Genomic DNA, 1,567 nt, shown 5'->3' with positions numbered 1-1,567 from the left:
GGTAATAGCCGGTCAGGAGAAAGCGGATTTCCTGACGGTTCTTCTGCCAGTCCAATGCAGCCATTTGCTGACCGAGTTCAGCCAGAGTAATACTGCTGTTGATGGCTCCTCCGGCGTAAATCACTTGTTGCGCTTCCAACGCAAAGTTATTGCCGAAGTGTGGCATAGGGATATTCTGCCCGTTTTTGAAGTCACGGTCCCATATATATCCGTCGCCCAGGTAACTAAATGAGAGTGAGGCACCTATGTCCGGCAAACGTTGTGACTTGGCAGCCTTCAAAGCTTCATCGGCTGCTTCCTTTCCGGTTTTATACGTTTGAATACTCTGACTGTTCTCGTCTGCCAGACGGAACATTTCGTCAATGCCCAACACTCTCCTGTCAAGCGTCTGGGCAAACAGTCCCTGACTGCATAGCACGGCACATAGCGGCACTATGAGCCATCTTTTTTTGCTCATAAAGTGAAAAGAAATTTAATTAATAGTAGAATTTTGAATTTTCTTCCCCACGGAATAATACTGAGTAACACAGAGTTTTTTTCTTTTGAAATATGTCAGTTGACACAAGTTAATGAAGATTATTTGAACGCTGTGTCCTCTGGCGTTCTCTGTAGTGAAAATAGGAGGGTTATCAAATCTGCGCTGCTACACCCCAACCGTGAAAGTCATGCATTTTGTTCTTGTAACGAATGGCGATTTGATAATATCTTAGTTTCATTTTGATACCTATTTTTCTATTTTTGGTTTGCAAAATTATGAAAAAAAACAAGTAAGTTGTAACCCTATATAGACTCAAATATAACGTTTTTTAACGAATGACAGCTAGCATATCAAATAGGAGAAAGAATAGAAAGAAGCACAACCACTCCTGAAGTAAAGATGCGATATAATATGTACCGTAAGGTGAAGCTATACGACTAAATAAGAAAAATTGTTCTGAAAAGCTCCTTTTTTGTTCTGATTAAGCCTATAAGTAAATAAAAGAAAACCTATACCTTTGCAGTCGAATTTTAATCAATAGTTTATGACTGCAATAATAAATAAGGAGAACTCAAAGGGATTTTTGCTGATTTTGCTCGGTATGTTGTCAGCGTTCGGACCTCTTGTGACGGATATGTATTTGCCTAGTCTGCCAGCCATGGCAGACTATTTTTTTACCCACTCGTCGATGGTGCAATTGGGACTTACCACCAGTATGATAGGTCTGGCATTGGGACAAATTTTTTTCGGGCCATTGAGTGATAAATACGGCAGGCGTCCGTTGTTGCTCGTCTCGATGATACTGTTCATCGTGTCTACCGTATTCTGTCTTTTTGCACCGGACATTTATTCGTTTATCACCTTGAGGTTGATACAGGGAATCGGAGGAGCAGGCGGTATTGTCATATCCCGTTCGGTGGCTACGGATAAGTTTTCGGGGAAGGAACTGGCCAAGATGCTGGCCGTGATTGGTGCGATTAATGGAGTGGCTCCCGTGGCAGCTCCGGTAATCGGAGGGTTGGTGACCGGGACGATCGGATGGAAAGGGATTTTTGTGATATTGCTGTTTATTGGCGTACTGCTGTGGAT

Annotated in this window: 2 protein-coding genes; one reads left to right on the top strand and one right to left on the bottom strand. The window is 42.5% G+C overall.

Features of this window, described 5'->3' with window-relative positions; all coding sequences use genetic code 11:
- The coding region (locus AB5935_RS25620) for a TolC family protein (RefSeq protein ID WP_368327829.1) at positions 1–457 on the bottom strand (457 nt) is incomplete at its 3' end.
- A gap of 565 nt (positions 458–1,022) precedes the next feature.
- On the opposite strand from AB5935_RS25620, the gene AB5935_RS25615 reads away from it, so the two are divergent.
- A partial coding sequence (locus tag AB5935_RS25615) for an MFS transporter (RefSeq protein WP_368327828.1) occupies positions 1,023–1,567 on the top strand: 545 nt, incomplete at its 3' end.

Source organism: Phocaeicola sp. RTP21198st1_B8_RTP21198_201120, assembly GCF_040929485.1.
GTDB lineage: Bacteria > Bacteroidota > Bacteroidia > Bacteroidales > Bacteroidaceae > Phocaeicola > Phocaeicola dorei.
Note: the sequence above shows the minus strand (reverse complement) of the source record. Positions and strands in the feature narration are given on the sequence as shown.